This is a genomic window from Mesorhizobium sp. B1-1-6, assembly GCF_006443035.1.
In the GTDB taxonomy this organism is placed as follows: domain Bacteria; phylum Pseudomonadota; class Alphaproteobacteria; order Rhizobiales; family Rhizobiaceae; genus Mesorhizobium.
In genome coordinates, this window is the sequence record NZ_VFWR01000004.1 from 200,088 (window position 1) to 217,424 (window position 17,337).

The following is a 17,337-nucleotide window of genomic DNA, read 5'->3' on the forward strand; positions in this document are numbered from 1 at the left end:
CAGCGGCGTGAAAGCCAACTACGCCTGCGTCAGCGGATACTGTTCCTTCAGCGTCTTCAGCACCTGATCCCCGGGCATCGGGGCGCCGAACATGAAGCTCTGCACATATTCGCAGCCCATCTGGCGCAGCTCCAGCGCGTCGCGCTCGTCCGAAATGCCTTCGGCGACCACCGACAGGCCGAGCTCATGCGCCATGCTGACCATGGATTTGAGCAGCACGGCGCGTTTGGGCGTGCTGTCGTCCACGAAACTCTTGTCGATCTTGATCGTGTCGAAGGGAAAGCGCGTCAGGTAGGCCAGCGAAGAATAGCCGGTACCGAAATCGTCCAGCGACAGGCCGATGCCGAGCTGCTTCAGCTTGGTCAGCACATGGGCAGTCTGCTCGGGATTGTCCATAACCAGCGATTCCGTGAGCTCGAGCCGGAAGCAGCGCGGCTTCAGATTGGCTCGCGCAATCACGGAGCGGACGTCGCTGACCAGGTCGCGGCGGATGAGCTGGCGGCTGGAAAGGTTGACCGAAACCGACAGCGGCGCGTCGCCGATCTGCTTTTGCCATGCCGCCAGATCCTCGGCGGCTTGCTGCATGGCGAACAGCCCAAGCTGTACGATCAGCCCGCAGCTTTCGGCGACCGGAATGAAATCCGCCGGCGGGATCATGCCGCGGCGCGGATGGTCCCAGCGAAGCAATGCCTCGAAGCCGGCGACGCTGCCGTCTTCCAGCCGAACGATCGGCTGGTAGGCAAGCGTGAATTCGCGCCGTTCGATGGCACGGCGCAGGTCGGATTCGAACTGCAGCCGATCGGTGCCGACGGTGCGGAAGGCCGGGCGGAACGGTTCGATCCTGTCGCCGCCGAAGCGTTTGGCCTGATGCATGGCAAGCTCGGCGTCCTTGACCATGTCCTCGGCCGAGGTCTGCGCCGAGGTCCAGGTGATCAGCCCGATCGAGGCGGTCAGCACGATCTCGCGCTTGGCAAAGGTGATCGGGGCGTTGATGGCATGCTTGATGGCGTCCGCCACCGCCGCGATGCGGGCCGGGTCCTGCTCGGAAAGCAGCATCAAGGCGAACTGGTCGCCGGCGAAGCGTGACAGCGAGTCCTTCGGCTTCAAGAGCCGGTGCAGGCGTCGCGCGATGGTGAGCAGGATGGTGTCGCCGGCCGAGATGCCGAGCCCGTCATTGACCTGCTTGAAGCGGTCGATGTCGATGACGAAGACGGTCGGGCGCACCTTCTCTTCGGTCCGTGCGATCGAGATGATCGCCTCGAGCCGGTTCATGAACAATTCGCGATTGGGCAGGCCGGTGAGGTTGTCGTGCACCGCGTCGTGCAGCAGCCTCTCCTCGGATTTTTTCTGCTCGGTGACGTCAACCATGGTGCCGACACAGCGGATGACCTCACCGTCCGATCCGATAACCGGGCGCGCGCGCAGCGCAAACCAGTGATAGTGGCCGTCGGCGCCGCGCAACCGGAAGTTCTGCGCCACCTTGCCGCGACGGTGCTCGAGCACCACGTCGAGCGTGGTGCGGAACGTGTCGCGGTCATCGACATGCAGCACCGGCAGCCAGTTGCGGGCTGCACCCCCCAGGCTGTTAGGGGCGAGGCCGAGCTGGATGCTGACGTCGGGCTTGGTGACGACGCGGTCGCGCAGCACGTCCCAGTCCCACACCGTGTCGCCCGAGCCGGCCACCGCCAGCGCCTGCCGCTCGAGGTCGGAGAACAGGCCCTGGTGCAGCGCGCCGCCGGCAAAGGCATGCTGCATGACGGTGAAGCCGATCAGCAGGATGATGAGGATCAGACCGCCGCCAAGCGCCGGCTGGGCGATGTCGTTGTCGAGCATGCCGGTTATCGCCATCCACGATCCGCATAGCCACAACAGCACCATCACCCAACTGGGCACCAGCATGATGGCACGGTCATAGCCGCGTATGCCGAGGAAGATGATCAGGCCGAGCCCGGTCAGCGCGGTGGCGGCGAAGGACAGCCTGGCGATGCCCGCGGCGACCGCCGGGTCGACGATGGCGACGCCGGCGATCAAGAGCAGCCCGAGGATCCAGACCAGCGCCCCATAGCTGAAATGGCCGTGCCATCGGTTGAGGTTGAGATAGGCGAACAGGAACACCACGAAGGTCGCCGCCAGGGCCACCTCCGTTCCCGCCCGCCACATCTGCTCGTTGCCGGGCGATATCTCGATGATCTTGTTGAGGAAGCCGAAATCGACGCAGATATAGGCAAGCACGGCCCAGGCGAGTGCTGCGGTCGCAGGGAACATGGAGGTTCCCTTGACCACGAACAGGATGGTCAGGAACAGCGCGAGAAGCCCGGCGATGCCGATGACGATGCCGCGGAACAGCGTGTAGGAATTGACTGAGTCCTTGTAGGATTCCGGGTCCCAGAGATAGACCTGCGGCAGCTTGGGCGAGGCGAGTTCGGCGATGAAGGTGATCACCGTCCCCGGGTTCAGCGTCACCCGGAAGACGTCGGCGTCCGGGCTGCTCTGGCGGTCGAGCGCAAAGCCTTCGCTGGGCGTGATGGCGGCGATACGGGTCGAGCCGAGATCCGGCCAGAAGATGCCGGAATTGACCAGTCGGAAATGCGGCGCCACGATCAGCCGGTCGAGCTGCTGGTCGGTGGTATTGGCAAGCGCGAACACGGCCCAGTCGCCGGTGGAACGGGCGTCATTGGCCTCGACCTCGATGCGTCGCACGATGCCGTCGGGTCCGGGCGCGGTTGAAACCTGGAAGTTTTCGCCCTGGTTCCGGTAAATTTCCACGGCGCCGGACAGATCGAGCGCGACATCGTCGCGAGCGATCTTGATCGGTTCGACGGCAAAGGCCGAGGACGCCGCGCACAGCGTCAGGATCGTCGCGAGGACAAAGGCGAACAGCGGCCCGTTGCGCAGGAATTTCGTCAAAAATCAGTCCTTCGTTCCAGCGCCTGGCGGATCGTCCGCGATCCGGGCGTAGAGGTAGTGGTCCTGCCAGATGCCATTGATCCTGAGGTAGGATCGCAGAAGTCCTTCGCGCCGGAATCCGGCTTTTTCAAGCACACGGATCGACCTGATATTGTCGGGAATACAGGCCGCTTCGATCCGGTGCAACCTCAGCGTATCGAAGGCGAAGCGGGTCACGACCTTGACGGCGTCGGTCATCAGGCCACGGCCGCCGAAGCGCTCGCCGATCCAGTAGCCGACATGCCCGCTTTGCGAGACCCCGTGGCGTATGTTGCCGAGCGTAATTCCGCCAGCCAACCTGCCGCTCGATTTCTCGAATATGAAGAAGGCGATCGCCGTCCCTTGCGCATAGTCCTCGCGGTAACGGCTGATGCGCAGCCGCCATGCCGCCCGGTCAAGCTCGTCCGGCGCCCAGCGCGGCTCCCATGGTTCTAGAAAGGCCCGGCTCTCGCCGCGCACCGCCGACCACTCCCGGTAGTCATTGGTGAACGGCACGCGCAGCGTCACGCGGTCGCCCTTCAGTGCCGGCAGGTCGCGGCGAAAGAAAGGGAGCGCGAACACGGCGCTTGTGCGGGCTTAGACGGCGAGCTTGCGGGCCGTGGTGGGCGTGCCCGGAAGCGAATCGAGGATCGCTTCGTATGGCGCCAGCGTACCCACGGGCCCTACAGCGGTAAGCGTCGGTTTGGTCGAGAACAGCCGTGACGACAGGTCGGTCAAACGATCGACCGTCAGCGCCGACAGCCGCTCCATCAGTTCCTCCTTGGCGATCGGCCGGCCGAACAAGAGCAGCTGTCTCGCGATCTGCGAGGCGCGGCTGGCCGGGCTTTCCGCCGACATGATCAGACCTGCGCGGTATTGCGCGCGCGCCCGGTCGAGCTCTTCCTGCAGGATGTTCTCGCCGGCCTTCTGCAATTCCTCGATGATGACGGGCACCAGTTCGGCGATGTCGCTCTGCCCGGTCGCGGCATGGACGCCGAATATGCCGGTGTCGGAAAAGCCCCAGTGGAAGGCATAGACCGAATAGCACAGGCCACGCTTTTCGCGGACTTCCTGGAACAGCCTGGACGACATGCCGCCGCCGAGGATCATCGACAGCACCTGCGAGGCGTAGAAATCGCGCACATGGTAGGCGCGGCCTTCGAAGCCCAGCACGATCTGCGCGTCCATCAGGTCGCGGTCCTCGCGGAAATCGCCGCCAACATATTGCGCATATTGCGGGATGGTGTTGTCGGCCTTGGTGCGGAAACCGCCGAGCTGCTTTTCCACCTCGCGCACGAAATTGTCGTGCTTGATGTCGCCGGCGGCCACGATCACCATGCGTTCGGCGCCGTATTGGCGCTCGATGAAATCGTGCAATTGCTTCGAGGTAAAGGATTTGACGGTCTCCGGCGTGCCCAGAATCGAGCGGCCGATGGTCTGGTGGCGAAAGGCGGTCTCGGTGAACCGGTCGAACACGATGTCATCGGGCGTGTCGTGCGCGGCGCCGATTTCCTGCAGGATCACGTGTTGCTCGCGTTCGAGCTCCTGCGGATCGAATTCCGATTCCTGCAGGATGTCGGCAAGAATGTCGACGGCCAGCGGCACGTCGTCGGAGAGCACCCTGGCATAGTAGGATGTGGTCTCGACGCTGGTGGCGGCGTTGATCTCGCCGCCGACGTCCTCGATTTCCGAGGCGATCTCGAAGGCTGTTCGCCGCTTTGTGCCCTTGAACGCCATGTGCTCGAGCAGATGGGCCATGCCATGCTCTTCATCACGCTCATTGCGGGCACCCGACTTGACCCAGGCACCCAGGGCAACCGATTCGATGCTTGGAAGGGTTTCGGTGGCGACTGTCAGGCCGTTCGACAGACGGCTTACCTCAACACCCATATGGTTCGTACTCCTTAACGCGCCGCTCGCGCACGGCGGCTGACGTAATCTTCCACCATTTTCAGGTCGGATGGAAGTACCGTGTATTTTTCCTCCGATGTCATCAATCCACCTAGCCATGCGGGCAGTGCGGGTGACACGCCGCTGGCGGCCTCGACGGCGGCCGGGAATTTTGCTGGGTGCGCAGTGCCCAGCACCACCATCGGCACGGCATTCGAAGCCTTGCCGGCCGCGACATGCACGGCTGCCGCGGTATGCGGATCAAGCAGGTAGTTGCTAGCCGCGAGCGTCGAGCGTATCGTCGCGGCGACCTCGTCCATAGCTGCGCGGCCGGCATCGAATTCGGCCCGCATCCCCGCGATTTCCGCGGCTTCTATGGTGAAGGCGCCGGATTGTTTGAGCCCGGCCATGTAGCGCCGCACGGTCGCCGGGTCGCGGCCCGACGCCTCAAACAGCAGGCGCTCGAAATTCGACGACACCTGGATGTCCATGGAAGGCGAGGTGGTCGCGAACACGCCCTTGGTGCGGTATTCGCCGGTCGCGAAAGTGCGTGCCAGTATGTCGTTGTCGTTGGTGGCGATGACCAGCCGATCGATCGGCAGGCCCATTTTTTTGGCGGCGTAACCGGCAAAGATATCGCCGAAATTCCCTGTGGGCACGGTGAAGGAGACGGGGCGATCGGGCGCGCCGAGCGACAGGGCCGAGGAGAAATAATAGACGATCTGGGCCATGATGCGGGCCCAGTTGATCGAATTCACCCCCGACAGCGAGACACGGTCGCGAAAGCCGTGATCGTTGAACATGTCCTTGAGCATGCCCTGGCAATCGTCGAAATTGCCTTCGATCGCCAGGGCATGCACGTTCTCAGCCTTCGATGTCGTCATCTGCCGTTGCTGCACCGGCGACACGCGGCCATGCGGGAAGAGAATGAAGATGTCGGTGCGGCTGCGCCCGGCGAAGGCGTCTATCGCTGCTCCGCCGGTGTCGCCCGATGTGGCGCCGACGATGGTGGCATTCTGGTTGCGTTCGGCGAGCACATGGTCCATCAGCCGGGCGAGCAACTGCATCGCCACGTCCTTGAAGGCGAGCGTAGGTCCATGGAAGAGTTCGAGGACAAAAGCGTTGGGGCCGGTCTGGACCAGCGGGCAGACAGCCTCGTGGCGGAAGGTGGCATAGGCCTCCCGCACCAGGCGCTCGAACACGGGGGCCGGGATTTCGTCGCCAAGGAACGGCGACAGCACCCGGATGGCCAGTTCGGGATAGGCCAGGCCGCGCATGGCGCGGATCTCGGCCATCGAGAATTGCGGCCACTGGCGCGGCACATAGAGCCCGCCGTCGCGTGCCAGGCCTGTCAGGACGGCATCGCAAAACCCAAGCGCGGGCGCCTCGCCGCGGGTACTCACATATTGCATCGTCACAATTCCGTTACTGCCTTGGGTTTTCGACCCACGCAAGGTGGTTAATTTCTACGCTGGCTCAGTCGCATTTTTGCCGCGCGGTTGATATACGTCACCAGCTTTGCGAGAGGGAAGTGCAGTTTCATGGCGTTTCATACATTCAGCGGTCGCTTTTTCGCGGGTCTTGCGCTCACCGGCTTTATGCTTGCCGCCGCCGGCTGCCAATCAGGCGACAACGGTATGCTGAACCTGGGTTTTGGCAAGAAGGACCCGACCGCGCCACCGCCGCCGCAGGACCCCAAGATTTTGGCCAGCCAGTTGAATGCCTATTGCCCGAGGGTGATGCTTCGCGACGGCACGGCATTCTTCAACACCTACGCCAACGAAGCCCGGAAGCCCAGGCCCAAGCTCAAGAAGACCGGCGACGCCGCGCAGGATGCCGCGGCCCAGGCTGCGGCCGATGCTGCCGCTGCTACTCCGCCGGACGATTCGGCGAGGGTCATTTATCAGGCCTCGATCAGCGACGTGACCCGCGATTGCAGCCGCGCCGACGGACAGCTGACGATGAAGATCGCCGTCGCCGGCAAGATCGTGCCAGGGCCGAAATTCACGCCCGGCACCATCACCATGCCGATCCGCACCGCGGTGATGCATGGCACCGAGGTGCTTTATTCGCAGATCCACCAATATCAGGTCCAGGTTACCGACCCCTCGGTCGCCACGCAGTTCGTCTTCACCGATTCCAACATCGTCGTGCCGGCGCCGACGGCGCAGGACTATCAGGCCTATGCCGGCTATGATGAAAATGCGCCGAAGGCCGCGACCGACAAATCGAAGAAAAACAGGAAGAAAGCCGCCGCGACCAACTAAATCCGCAGGGGTGCTCGTCGGGGCCTAGCGGACGCTCACACGTCCGCCGACCATTCTGATAGGGCGGCCAGCGTGCCGCTCAGATCCGCCCAGCGGCGGATCACCGTCTCGGCGCCCGCCTCCGTCAGCGCATCGGCATGGCCGGGATAGCTATGGGCGGCGCCCGTGAACCCGATGACACGCATTCCTGCCGACCTTGCGCCGGTCACGCCGTGCACGGAATCCTCGATGACGAAAGTGTTTGCCGGATGGGCGCCGAGCTTTTCGGCGGCGAACAGGAACACGTCCGGAGCCGGTTTGGTTTTTCCGGTCGGCGTCTCCATCGCGGAGAAGATGCGCCCGGCAAAGAATGGCAGCAGATGCACCTTCTCCAGCATGAATTCTATCCGCTCCGAGCGTGAGTTGGAGCAGATGCAACGTTGCGCCGTCACCGAGGCGACCGCTTCGCGCACGCCCTCGATGGCACGAACGTCGCTGCGCAGTTTCCGGTCGACCAGCTCTTCGGCGCGATCGATCAGCGAAACCTGGAACGGGATGTTGGACTTCTCCTCAACCCGCATCAGAATGTCCTTGAACGTCAGCCCCGCATAAGTCTCGGCAATCTCCTCGGCCGAGATTTCGTATCCGGACAAGGTCAGGAGCTCGGCCTCGACGCGCGCGGCGATGATTTCGGAATCGACGAGCACGCCGTCGCAATCGAAGATGACAAGGTCTGGCTGGGGCATGGTGATCCGGGCAATGAGAACGGGCAGGCTTCAGGCGGCGCGGCATACACCAACGGGCACGTCGGCGCAAACCGGCGGCGTCCGATCGCTGCCCTTCACCGAATATTTACGCTGATCGGTAACCATAACCGGGAGTAAACAGTAACGCGTGCCTTGGGTGTAAAAATGTCAGCCGTGCGTCTTGTCGACGAGCTTTCCCATGCTCCCCAGCAATCCGAATGGCTGGACACGATCCTGAAGGGCGACTGCGTCGCGGCGCTCGACCGGCTGCCCGAAAAATGCATCGACGTCATCTTCGCCGATCCACCCTACAATCTGCAGCTCGACGGCGACCTGCACCGGCCCGACCAATCCAAGGTCGATGCGGTGGACGACGACTGGGACCGGTTCGAGAGCTTCGAGGCCTACGATGCCTTCACGCGCGCCTGGCTGCTGGCCGCGCGCCGGGTGTTGAAGCCCAACGGCACCATCTGGGTCATCGGCTCCTATCACAACATCTTCCGGGTCGGCGCCAAGATGCAGGATCTCGGCTTCTGGATCCTCAACGACGTCGTCTGGCGCAAGACCAATCCGATGCCGAATTTTCGCGGTCGCCGCTTCCAGAACGCGCATGAGACGATGATCTGGGCCTCCCGCGACCAGAAGGGCAAGGGCTATACCTTCAACTACGAAGCGTTGAAGGCGTCGAACGACGACATACAGATGCGTTCCGACTGGCTGTTCCCGATCTGCACCGGTGGCGAGCGGCTGAAGAACGACAATGGCGATAAACTGCACCCGACGCAGAAGCCGGAGGCGCTGCTCGCCCGCATCATGATGGCCTCGACCAAGCCGGGCGACGTCGTGCTCGATCCCTTCTTCGGCTCCGGCACGACAGGCGCGGTGGCCAAGCGCCTTGGCAGGCATTTTGTCGGCATAGAGCGCGAGCAGGCCTATATCGACGCCGCCAATGAACGCATCGACGCGGTGCGGCCGCTCGACGGCGCGGACCTGACCGTGCTCACTGGCAAGCGCGCCGAGCCTCGCGTCGCCTTCGTCAGCCTGATCGACACCGGGCTGGTGACGCCCGGTGCTACGCTCTACGACGCCAAGAAGCGCTGGGCGGCCAAGGTTCGCGCCGATGGCACGGTGGCGATCGGCGACAGTGCCGGATCGATCCACAAAATCGGCGCCGAAGTTCAGGGCCTGGATGCCTGCAACGGCTGGACCTTCTGGCACTATGAACGCAGCGGCGGCCTGACCCCGATCGACGAACTGCGTCGCATCGCGCGTCTCGGCATGGAAAGGGCAGGGGGCTGACCCTGCCGATTGCCGCGGCTTTGGCGTTGGTTCAAAGTCTCAACGAAGTACTGGAAGCGATTCAAATCACGCCTTGATTCCGAGCCGCTCAAGGTCTGCTTGAAGTGTCTTGGCATCGGTGAACAGCACTGCTTGCCAGCCGGCCGCTTTGGCGCCGTCGACATTCTTCTGGCTGTCGTCGATGAACAGCGTCGCGGACGGTTCGAGCTCGAACGCGGCGACGTGATGGTCGTAGATGTCGCGATCCGGCTTGATCTTGCCGATCTCACCCGAAATGGTGACACCGCGCGGACGATTGAGAAAATCGAAGCGTTTGCGCGCTTCGGCCAGCGTATCGGCGGCGAAGTTGGTCAGCATGGTGACATCGTGGCCGCTGTCGATCAGGCCGACCATGATGGCGACGCTGTCGTCATAGGCATGCGGCACCATGTCGTGCCAGTGGCGGCGAAAATTGCGGATGTTATCCGCGTGATCCGGGTGGTCCGCGATCAGCAGCGTTTCCGCCTCTTCCCATGTCCGGCCGCGGTCCTGCTCGATGTTCCAGTCATGCGTGCAGACATTGTCGAAGAACCACTTTCTCTCCTCGGCATCGGGAATAAGCCGGCTGAACGGGATGTTCGGGTCGTAGTGGATCAGCACTTTGCCGATGTCGAACACGATGTGGCGGATTTCAGTCATGGGGCCTCTCTGCACTGTTCGGTGACGGCTTTTTCGTCGCGCCGGGTATCGCAGCCTCGATTGCCTTTTTCATGACAGTGGGCAGCGCTTCACCCGAAATGTCCGATGGCAGCGACCAGAAATGCCCGGCGGGCGTCTCGCCGGTGCTTCGGGCGAGGAAGATTTCGAGCTCGAGCGCAAAATGGGTGAAGACATGCGCGATCCGGCCGGCTTGTCGCCAGTCGCCGGGAAAGGGTGCGGCCGCCGCTGTGGTCGCGCCGTCCAGCCGCGCCGTCCAGCCGGTCGTCGGCACCTCGGTCATGCCGCCGAGCAGCCCTTTGTCGGCGCGTTTGCGCAGAAGAATGGCACCGTCGCTTCGCACGGCGACGAAGGCTGCGCCGCGCCGCAGCGGTTTGTCGGCCTTGGGCAGGCGCACGGGATATTGTTCAGGATCGCCTGAAACGACCGCGCTGCAGCCCTCGCGCAGCGGGCAAAGCATGCAGCGCGGTCGGCGCGGGGTACAGATCGTGGCGCCGAGGTCCATCATCGCCTGGGCGAAATCGCCGGGCCTCGTCGTGGGAACCATGCGCTCGACACGGGCGCGAATGTCGGCCTTGGCTTCGCTGAGCGGCGTGGCAATGGAGAACAGGCGGGTCACGACACGTTCGACATTGCCATCGACGACGGCAGCCGGCCGGTCGAAAGCGATCGCCGCGATCGCCGCCGAAGTATAGGCGCCGATGCCCGGCAATTCCTTCAAGCCGGCTTCCGTATCCGGAAACCGGCCGTCGCGCCCGGCCACCAGATCGGCGCAGGCCTTGAGATTGCGGGCACGGGAATAGTAGCCGAGCCCTGCCCAGGCTTTCATCACGTCCTCGACGGGCGCCGCCGCCAGCGCCGCGACATCAGGCCATTTCTCGACAAAGGCGCGAAAATAGGCCTTCACGGCTTCAACCGTGGTCTGCTGCAGCATGACCTCCGACAGCCAGATCCGGTAAGGATCGGGCCGCACGCCACGGGCATTGTCGCGCGGGGTCACGCGCCACGGCAACTCGCGATGATGCACGTCGTACCATGCGAGCAGGCGGGATGCGGTATCGCCAGCTTTGCTGCTGTCCCCGGACGCAGCTCTGCTGCTGTCCCCGGACGCAGCTCTGCTGCTGTCACTAGACGCAGCTTTGCTGCTGTCACTAGACGCAGCTTTGCTGCTGTCACTAGACGCAGCTTTGCTGCTGCTGTCCTCTGATATGGCCTTGCGGGTCTGCTCGTGCGGTGCCATTGATCTCGTATCGGCCTCGGCCGGGAAGAGTGGAGGTGGTGGCTGGAGAACGCACATGGCAGGGAAAAGGCCCTTCGGCAATCCCGTTCCGGTGAGCGATCTCGCCACCGCGATCCTCGACCCGGTGCTGCGCAAGCGGGCGGGCATTTCGGTCAGCCTGGTCCAGTCGTGGGAAGAGATTGCCGGTTCGCGCCTGGCCGGCCATTCGCGCCCTGAAAAGATCCAGTGGCCTCGGCGGCTGCACGAAGACGACCCGTTCGAGCCGGCCGTGCTGGTGATCGCCTGCGAGGGCATGGCGGCGCTCCATCTGCAGCATGAGGCCGGCGAGATCATCAATCGCGTCAATGCATTTCTCGGCTTCACGGCCATCGGCCGCATCAGGATAGTGCAGAAGCCGGTTCTAAGTGAAAAGGCGCGGCCGAAACCACCCGTCAGGCCTCTCAATGAGGCGGAAAAATCAAGACTGTCGCACATCGTCGGCAAGATAGAAGACGATGGCCTGCGTGCCTCTCTGGAGCGGCTCGGCGCCACTATTCTGGGACAAAGAAAGTCATAGCACCGTCGCCAATCTCGCGATTTCGTGATTATAAGCTTCAAGTTTCACGATTGGATTGGGGACGGCGATGCCTTAATTCGCGCCAACTCTCGCCTTTTCGTGCCTTTGCGTTGCAAAATCCAACCCCTGTCAGGTGATTCGTATGAACCGTCCTCCGTTCGGCAAAAGCTTGTCCCGCAGAAACCTGCTGTCTTCGCTGGCCGCCATTCCGGTGGTGGCCGTGCTTGCGGCATGCAGCGACTCTGGTGAGGAAGCCAAGGCGGCCGATGTGAAGCCTGCCGCTCCCGCCGCACCCGCGACATCGGCCACGCCGGCCGCCGTCAAGGCGCCGGAGGCTCAAGGCACCGTCGACATGGCCGAACTGCTTAAGCCCGGCGCATTGCCCGACAAGCAACTCGGCAAGGACGACGCCAAGGTCACGATCGTCGAATACGCCTCGATGACCTGCCCGCATTGCGCGCATTTTGCCGAAACCACCTTTCCGGAATTGAAGAAGAAATACATCGATACCGGCAAGGCGCGCTATATTCTGCGCGAATTCCCGTTCGATCCGAGCGCCGAGGCTGGTTTCATGCTGGCGCGCTGCGCCAAGGACAACTACTTCCCGATGGTGGATGTCCTGTTCAAGCAGCAGGCGAACTGGGTGGGCGTGTCCAACACCAAGGATGCGCTGCTGCAAATCTCCAAGCTCGCCGGTTTTACACAGGAGTCCTTCGAAGCCTGCTTGACGGACCAGAAACTTCTGGACGATGTGAGGGCGGTCCAGAAACGCGGCGCCGACGAATTCAAGGTCGACTCGACGCCGACCTTCTTCATCAACGGAAAGACCTACAAAGGGGCGATGTCGATTGAGGAAATGTCGGCCATCATCGACCCTCAGCTCTGACGTCTTGGCGATGCCGAAGCGGCAGCGCTTCGGCATGCGTGGCCTTTGGCCGTGCTGCGCGCCGCCGCAAACCCGCGGCGCGTTTTCGCAAAAGTCGCTTTCAGGGCGGCGTGAATGAAGTTTTCGCGCCTTCGCCTCCTCGGTTTCAAATCCTTCGTCGAACCAGGCGAGTTCGTGATCGAACGCGGCCTGACGGGCATTGTCGGGCCGAACGGCTGCGGCAAGTCTAACCTTGTCGAGGCGCTGCGCTGGGTGATGGGCGAAAGCTCCTACAAGAACATGCGCGCGTCCGGCATGGACGACGTGATCTTTTCCGGCTCGGGCACGCGCCCGGCACGCAATACCGCCGAGGTCACGTTGTTCCTCGACAACAGCGATCGCTCGGCGCCGGCAGCCTTCAACGACGCCGACGAATTGCAGGTCTCGCGCCGCATCGAGCGTGAGGCGGGCTCGCTCTACCGTATCAACGGCAAGGAAGCGCGCGCCAAGGACGTGCAGCTTCTGTTCGCCGACCAGTCGACCGGCGCGCGTTCGCCCTCGATGGTTGGCCAGGGTCGCATCGGCGAGCTGATCCAGGCCAAGCCCCAGGCGCGCCGCGCCCTGCTGGAAGAAGCGGCCGGCATTTCCGGCCTGCATACGCGCCGCCACGAGGCCGAACTCAGGCTCAAGGCCGCCGAGCAGAACCTCGAGCGCCTGGATGACGTCGTTGGCGAGCTGGAAAGCCAGATCGAAAGCCTGAAGCGCCAGGCACGCCAGGCCTCCCGCTTCAAGAACCTGTCGGCCGACATCCGCAAGGCCGAGGCGACGCTGCTCCATCTGCGCTGGACGCTGGCCAAGGCCCAGGAAGGCGAGGCACGTTCGGCGCTGGCCGTCGCCACCGCCCTGGTTGGCGACCGCGCCGCCGCCCAGATGGCGGCCGCCAGGGAGCAAGGTATCGGCGCGCATCGGCTGCCCGATTTGCGTGACGCCGAAGCTGCGGCGGCCGCGGCCTTCCAGCGCCTGTCGATCGCCAGATCGCAGATCGAGGAAGAAGCCGGCCGCATCCGCGCCCGTCAGGCGGAACTCGAGCGCCGGCTCCAGCAGCTCGACGGTGACATCGCCCGCGAGGAGCGCATGGTGCGCGACAATGCGGATATCCTCGAACGCCTGCGCGCCGAGGAAGCAGCGCTCAACTCCGAAAATGCCGGCGCGGCCGAGCGTGAAGCAACCACCCGCGCCGCCTTCGAACAGGCAGCCGCGACGCTCTCGCAGAGCGAAGCCAGGCTTGCAGCACTTACCGCCGAGCGGGCCGAGGCCGCCGCTTCGCGCAATCAGGTCGAGCGGACGCTGCGCGAGACCGCCGAGCGTCGGGACCGTTTCGCCCGCCAACTCGCCGATGTCGACCGCGAATTGTCGGAAATACTCTCCAAAGTCGCGGGCCTGCCCGACCCGGCCGAGAAGCGACTTCTGGTCGAGGACGCGCTGGCGCGGCTCGAAGAGAGCGAGGCCGGCGCGATTGCCGCCGAACAGGCGGTCGCCGAGGCGCGCGCCGCCGAAAATGCCGCCCGCCCGCCATTACAGGACGCCAGGGCCGAACTGGCGCGCATCGAAACCGAAGCCCGCACGCTGGCCAAGATCCTGAACGCAGCCAGCGGCGATCTCTTCCCGTCCGTGCTGGAACAGATCAGCGTCGAGCGCGGCTATGAGACGGCCTTGGGCGCCGCCCTCGGCGAGGACCTTGACGTGCCGCTCGACCGCAGCGCCCCGGTGCATTGGGGCGAGAGCGCGATCCAGGCCGATGACGCCGCGCTTCCCGAAGGCATCAAGAGCCTGGCCAGCGTGGTACGTGCCCCGGCGCAGCTTGCCCGCCGGCTGGCGCAGATCGGCATTGTCGAAGCCGCCGACGGCCGCCGCCTGCAAGGGCTGCTCGCGCCCGGCCAGAGGCTGGTCAGCCCTGAGGGCGCGCTGTGGCGGTGGGACGGGCTGACCGCCAGCGCCGACGCGCCGACCGCGGCCGCGCAACGCCTGGCGCAAAAGAACCGGCTGGCCGAGCTCGATGCCGAAGCGGTGCAGGCGACGCTTGTGCTGCGCGAGGCCGAGGCGGTGCTCGCACAGGCCGAACAGTCGCTTCGCGAGGCCAGCGAGGCCGAGCGCGCCGCGCGTCAGGCCGGACGCGACGCCCAGCACGGGCTGGACGCCGCCCGCAACGCGCTGGCCGAAGCCGAAAAGGCCGGCGGCGAGTTGGCGAGCCGGCGCGCCGCCCTGGACGAGGCCCGCGCCCGTATTGTCGACAGTCATGAAGAAACTTCGGCCGCCTTTGCTGAGGCGGAAATGCTGCTGCAGGACGCGCCCGATCTCGGCGACCTGCAGATACAGCTCGAGCAATCCTCGGCCAATGTCGCCCGCGACCGCGCCACGCTCGCCGATGCGCGTGCCGTCCATGAAGGGTTGCGGCGGGAGGCCGAGGCGCGGTCGCGCCGGCTCGATGCGATCGGCGCCGAGCGCAGCAACTGGCTGGAGCGCGCCGAGAACGCTTCGACGCAGATCGCCTCGCTGGGCGAACGCAAGGCAGAGGCCGAGGCCGAACGCGAGAGATTGGCCGACGCACCCGACGAGATCGATGCCAAGCGGCGCGCCTTGCTGTCACAGCTCACCGAGGCCGAGACCTTGCGCAAGGCGGCGGCCGACCGTCTGCAGGAAGCGGAGAACAGGCAGGCCGAACTGGACAAGGCGGCCACCAGCGCCATCCAGTCGCTGGCCGAGGCGCGCGAGACCCGTGTCCGCGCCGAGGAGCGCTTGACCGCGGCCGACGAGCGCCGGCTGGAGGTCGAGGCGCGCATCCAGGAGACGCTGAACACGCCGCCACATCTGGTCATCCGCCATACCGGGCTGGAGGCCGACGATCCGATGCCCGAAATGGCCGAGATCGAGCGCCAGCTCGACAGGCTGAAGATCGAGCGCGAGCGGCTCGGCGCCGTCAATTTGCGCGCCGAGGAGGAGCAGAAGGAGCTTTCGGACCGGCTGGAGACCATCGTCTCGGAGCGCGAGGACATCATCGAGGCGATCCGCAAGCTCAGGCAAGCGATCCAGAGCCTCAACCGCGAAGGCCGCGAGCGGCTTCTCGCCGCTTTCGACGTGGTCAACGGTCATTTCCAGCGGCTATTCTCGCATCTCTTCGGCGGCGGCACGGCGGAATTGCAGCTGATCGAATCCGAGGATCCGCTCGAGGCAGGACTTGAAATCCTTGCCCGTCCGCCCGGCAAGAAGCCGCAGACCATGACGCTGCTGTCCGGTGGCGAGCAGGCGCTGACGGCGATGTCGCTGATCTTCGCCGTGTTCCTCACCAACCCGGCGCCGATCTGCGTGCTCGACGAAGTCGATGCGCCGCTCGACGATCACAATGTCGAACGCTTCTGCAATCTGATGGACGAGATGGCCAAGACCACCGAGACGCGCTTCGTCATCATCACCCATAATCCCATCACCATGGCGCGCATGGACCGGCTGTTCGGGGTGACCATGGCCGAGCAGGGCGTCAGCCAGCTCGTTTCGGTCGATCTGCAGGCAGCCGAAGCCATGCGCGAGGCAAGCTGACTTCACCTTCAACGTGCCGTGCTGAAGCCTGATTTTGAGCGTTGTCTTTCGCGGTAAGGCAGTCGGTTCGGCTTCTTCTCACCTTGCGCGTTGCACGATCCAGGTCGCCCAGATCGCGGCCAGCAGACCGCATGCAATGCCAATGCAATCGGCAACCCAGTCGAGCACGTCGAAATCGCGGCCTATCGCCGTGGTGCCCTGGAGAACTTCTATGGCAGCGCCGACAAAGGCGAGGAAGACGATCAGCGCCGGCTTGTGCCGCGGCCAGCCGAGGCTGCCCAGGAAAGCCAGCACGGCGAATGCGCTGGCGTGATTGAGCTTGTCATAATGGAAGCCGATATCGATTCCGAATTGCTTGAGGCGATGTGCCGGCAGCAGCGCGAGAACGAGGACGGCCAGGAGCGTGACGACAAAGGCAATCCGCTCGGCGATGGAATAGATTCTCATTCTGCTCCAACAACATGTCTCCGGTATAAACCGTAACCTATGTGTCCGGAACGGACCTTGCGCGCTTGGCTGGGGCGCCAGGATTCGAACCTGGGAATGTCGGTACCAAAAACCGATGCCTTACCACTTGGCGACGCCCCAGCAGCTGACATGCGTCGACTGCGCGCGGCCTTATAGGCTGTGCCGGTGGAAAGCTCAATGCCTGGAGATTGCGACTTTCCTGCTGATCCACCACTCTATTGGCGACGGTCGCCTCATGCGCCGGTCGCGCCGCCTATTCTCCCCACACCGCCATCTCGTTTCCAGCCGGGTCGGCAAAGTGGAACCGCCTGCCGCCCGGAAACGAAAAGATCGGTTTGATGATCGTGCCGCCGGCATTCTCGACGGCTGCCAGCGTCTCTTCCAGATCCTGGGAGTAGAGCACCGGCAACGGCTTGGCGGTGGCGTCGCCGCTGTCGGCCTGGAAACCGCCGTCCAGTCCCTCGCTAAAGGCCGAATAAGTCGGTCCATAGTCGGTGAACGACCAGGCGAAGGCGGCGCTGTAGAAGGCTTTCACACTGTCCAGCGTCGCGCCGGTTGCCGGCAGTTCCAGATAGTCGAGTTTTCCGGTGAGCTTCATGATGCACCTCTTCGTTCCCTGTATGTTCTAGTCTTGGACCGTTGCACTGGCAAGTCCTTTTGCCGCAGCTTTTGCTTAATCGATTGTAGCGGCCAAACGGCTTTGCCGACGCCTTGCCTTTCGCATTGCAGCATCATATCCGTCCAAAGTCGGGATATGGCGGGGCTTTCTGTTTCGTCAATCTTTCCAATCTCCTGCAACCGGAGAGCAAAGC

Annotated in this window: 14 protein-coding genes and 1 tRNA gene; 5 read left to right on the forward strand and 10 right to left on the reverse strand. The window is 64.0% G+C overall.

Going from position 1 to position 17,337, the window contains the following annotated elements:
• Positions 1-18: 18 nt before the first annotated feature.
• From FJ979_RS10185 to thrC, 4 genes are read right to left on the reverse strand one after another with little or no spacing between them, the layout of a single operon-like run.
• Positions 19-2,907 carry an EAL domain-containing protein gene (locus FJ979_RS10185; protein ID WP_140514838.1) on the reverse strand — a complete coding sequence of 963 codons (2,889 nt, stop codon included), beginning with the start codon at positions 2,905-2,907 and terminating at the stop codon, positions 19-21.
• A 3-nt stretch (positions 2,908-2,910) separates the two neighbouring features.
• Complete coding sequence (locus FJ979_RS10190; protein ID WP_140520802.1) at positions 2,911-3,507, reverse strand: GNAT family protein; 597 nt, start codon at positions 3,505-3,507, stop codon at positions 2,911-2,913.
• 15 nt (positions 3,508-3,522) lie between these two features.
• A complete protein-coding gene (locus FJ979_RS10195) occupies positions 3,523-4,815 on the reverse strand; it encodes a pitrilysin family protein (protein ID WP_140494943.1) in 1,293 nt (430 codons plus the stop codon).
• 14 nt (positions 4,816-4,829) lie between these two features.
• Entirely contained in the window at positions 4,830-6,227 is a 1,398-nt protein-coding gene (gene thrC / locus FJ979_RS10200; RefSeq protein WP_140580790.1) for a threonine synthase, read from the reverse strand.
• A 129-nt stretch (positions 6,228-6,356) separates the two neighbouring features.
• Between thrC and FJ979_RS10205 the strand changes: the two genes are divergently transcribed.
• Positions 6,357-7,082, forward strand: coding sequence for a hypothetical protein (locus FJ979_RS10205; protein WP_140494939.1), 726 nt, complete (start codon positions 6,357-6,359; stop codon positions 7,080-7,082).
• Positions 7,083-7,117: 35 nt separating this feature from the next.
• Here the strand turns inward: FJ979_RS10205 and FJ979_RS10210 are convergent, their stop codons facing one another.
• Positions 7,118-7,807 carry an HAD family phosphatase gene (locus FJ979_RS10210; RefSeq protein WP_140558193.1) on the reverse strand — a complete coding sequence of 230 codons (690 nt, stop codon included), beginning with the start codon at positions 7,805-7,807 and terminating at the stop codon, positions 7,118-7,120.
• A 165-nt stretch (positions 7,808-7,972) separates the two neighbouring features.
• On the opposite strand from FJ979_RS10210, the gene FJ979_RS10215 reads away from it, so the two are divergent.
• Positions 7,973-9,106 carry a site-specific DNA-methyltransferase gene (locus tag FJ979_RS10215; RefSeq protein ID WP_140558191.1) on the forward strand — a complete coding sequence of 378 codons (1,134 nt, stop codon included), beginning with the start codon at positions 7,973-7,975 and terminating at the stop codon, positions 9,104-9,106.
• Positions 9,107-9,172: 66 nt separating this feature from the next.
• Here the strand turns inward: FJ979_RS10215 and FJ979_RS10220 are convergent, their stop codons facing one another.
• Positions 9,173-9,784: an HAD family phosphatase gene (locus FJ979_RS10220; protein ID WP_140558189.1), complete on the reverse strand. Its 612-nt coding sequence runs from the start codon at positions 9,782-9,784 to the stop codon at positions 9,173-9,175.
• Entirely contained in the window at positions 9,777-11,099 is a 1,323-nt protein-coding gene (mutY, locus tag FJ979_RS10225; protein WP_246679294.1) for an A/G-specific adenine glycosylase, read from the reverse strand. The genes FJ979_RS10220 and mutY overlap by 8 nt, the downstream gene beginning before the upstream one ends.
• On the opposite strand from mutY, the gene FJ979_RS10230 reads away from it, so the two are divergent.
• The 3 genes from FJ979_RS10230 (at position 11,098) to smc (ending at position 16,057) form a co-directional block, all read left to right on the forward strand.
• Complete coding sequence (locus FJ979_RS10230; RefSeq protein ID WP_140555929.1) at positions 11,098-11,598, forward strand: DUF721 domain-containing protein; 501 nt, start codon at positions 11,098-11,100, stop codon at positions 11,596-11,598. The genes mutY and FJ979_RS10230 overlap by 2 nt on opposite strands.
• Before the next feature lie 142 nt (positions 11,599-11,740).
• Positions 11,741-12,484 carry a DsbA family protein gene (locus FJ979_RS10235; protein ID WP_140494928.1) on the forward strand — a complete coding sequence of 248 codons (744 nt, stop codon included), beginning with the start codon at positions 11,741-11,743 and terminating at the stop codon, positions 12,482-12,484.
• Between the two features lie 114 nt (positions 12,485-12,598).
• Positions 12,599-16,057, forward strand: coding sequence for a chromosome segregation protein SMC (gene smc, locus FJ979_RS10240; RefSeq protein WP_140555927.1), 3,459 nt, complete (start codon positions 12,599-12,601; stop codon positions 16,055-16,057).
• A 78-nt stretch (positions 16,058-16,135) separates the two neighbouring features.
• Here the strand turns inward: smc and FJ979_RS10245 are convergent, their stop codons facing one another.
• From FJ979_RS10245 to FJ979_RS10255, 3 genes are all read right to left on the reverse strand, one after another.
• Positions 16,136-16,504: a VanZ family protein gene (locus FJ979_RS10245; protein ID WP_140580794.1), complete on the reverse strand. Its 369-nt coding sequence runs from the start codon at positions 16,502-16,504 to the stop codon at positions 16,136-16,138.
• 66 nt (positions 16,505-16,570) lie between these two features.
• A tRNA-Gln gene (locus FJ979_RS10250) sits at positions 16,571-16,645 on the reverse strand.
• A 133-nt stretch (positions 16,646-16,778) separates the two neighbouring features.
• Positions 16,779-17,123, reverse strand: a complete 345-nt coding sequence (locus tag FJ979_RS10255) for a VOC family protein (RefSeq protein WP_140494922.1) — start codon at positions 17,121-17,123, stop codon at positions 16,779-16,781.
• Between the last annotated feature and the right edge of the window lie 214 nt (positions 17,124-17,337).

Bases quoted from the DNA above. Each gene is read 5' to 3' on its own strand.
- FJ979_RS10195 (WP_140494943.1), bottom strand. From the start codon at position 4,815: ATGGGTGTTGAGGTAAGCCGTCTGTCGAACGGCCTGACAGTCGCCACC.
- thrC (WP_140580790.1), bottom strand. From the start codon at position 6,227: ATGCAATATGTGAGTACCCGCGGCGAGGCGCCCGCGCTTGGGTTTTGC.
- FJ979_RS10205 (WP_140494939.1), top strand. From the start codon at position 6,357: ATGGCGTTTCATACATTCAGCGGTCGCTTTTTCGCGGGTCTTGCGCTC.
- FJ979_RS10210 (WP_140558193.1), bottom strand. From the start codon at position 7,807: ATGCCCCAGCCAGACCTTGTCATCTTCGATTGCGACGGCGTGCTCGTC.
- FJ979_RS10215 (WP_140558191.1), top strand. From the start codon at position 7,973: ATGTCAGCCGTGCGTCTTGTCGACGAGCTTTCCCATGCTCCCCAGCAA.
- FJ979_RS10220 (WP_140558189.1), bottom strand. From the start codon at position 9,784: ATGACTGAAATCCGCCACATCGTGTTCGACATCGGCAAAGTGCTGATC.
- FJ979_RS10230 (WP_140555929.1), top strand. From the start codon at position 11,098: ATGGCAGGGAAAAGGCCCTTCGGCAATCCCGTTCCGGTGAGCGATCTC.
- mutY (WP_246679294.1), bottom strand. From the start codon at position 11,099: ATGTGCGTTCTCCAGCCACCACCTCCACTCTTCCCGGCCGAGGCCGAT.
- FJ979_RS10235 (WP_140494928.1), top strand. From the start codon at position 11,741: ATGAACCGTCCTCCGTTCGGCAAAAGCTTGTCCCGCAGAAACCTGCTG.
- smc (WP_140555927.1), top strand. From the start codon at position 12,599: ATGAAGTTTTCGCGCCTTCGCCTCCTCGGTTTCAAATCCTTCGTCGAA.
- FJ979_RS10245 (WP_140580794.1), bottom strand. From the start codon at position 16,504: ATGAGAATCTATTCCATCGCCGAGCGGATTGCCTTTGTCGTCACGCTC.
- FJ979_RS10255 (WP_140494922.1), bottom strand. From the start codon at position 17,123: ATGAAGCTCACCGGAAAACTCGACTATCTGGAACTGCCGGCAACCGGC.